Source organism: Variovorax sp. GW823-FHT04B03, from assembly GCF_058796495.1.
The window spans coordinates 188,756-189,388 of the sequence record NZ_JBXAIT010000009.1 but is presented as its reverse complement, the minus strand read 5'-3'; the positions used below and the strand labels follow the sequence as shown (position 1 = coordinate 189,388).

Annotated in this window: 1 protein-coding gene; it reads left to right on the top strand. The window is 62.2% G+C overall.

Going from position 1 to position 633, the window contains the following annotated elements:
* Positions 1-12: 12 nt before the first annotated feature.
* Positions 13-633, top strand: a 621-nt coding sequence (locus AC1RAD_RS31210) for a hypothetical protein (RefSeq protein WP_492738984.1), incomplete at its 3' end; no start/stop codon positions are given.

Below are 633 nucleotides of genomic sequence, written 5' to 3'. Positions count from 1 at the left end.
GACAGGCTCGAGATGCCGCTGGTCGCCGTGCTCAGGCCGGACGACGTCGAGGTCGAGAGGCTGCTGACGTTGCTATTGGTCGTGCTCAAACCAGTCGACAGGCTGTCGATGCCACTCGTGGCTGTGCTCAAGCCGCTCGACGTGGAGGTCGAAAGGCTACTGACATTACTGTTCGTCGTGCTCAGACCCGTGGACAGGCTGGAGATGCCGCTGGTCGCGGTGCTCAGACCAGACGACGTCGAGGTCGACAGACTGCTGACGTTGCTGTTGGTCGTGCTCAGGCCCGTCGACAAACTGGAGATGCCACTGGTCGCAGTGCTCAGACCGCTCGAGGTAGACGTCGACAAGCTATCGATGCTGCTCGTGGCCGTGCTCAGGCCCGACGACGTAGACGTCGAGAGGCTGTCGATACGACTATTGGTGGTGCTCAGACCCGAGGACGTCGAGGTCGACAGGCTGCTCACGTTGCTGTTCGTCGTGCTCAGGCCCGTCGACAAGCTCGAGATGCCGCTGGTCGCGGTGCTCAGACCGCTCGACGTAGACGTCGAGAGGCTGTCGATGCTGCTCGTGGCCGTGCTCAGGCCCGACGACGTAGACGTCGAGAGGCTGTCGATACGACTATTGGTGGTGCTC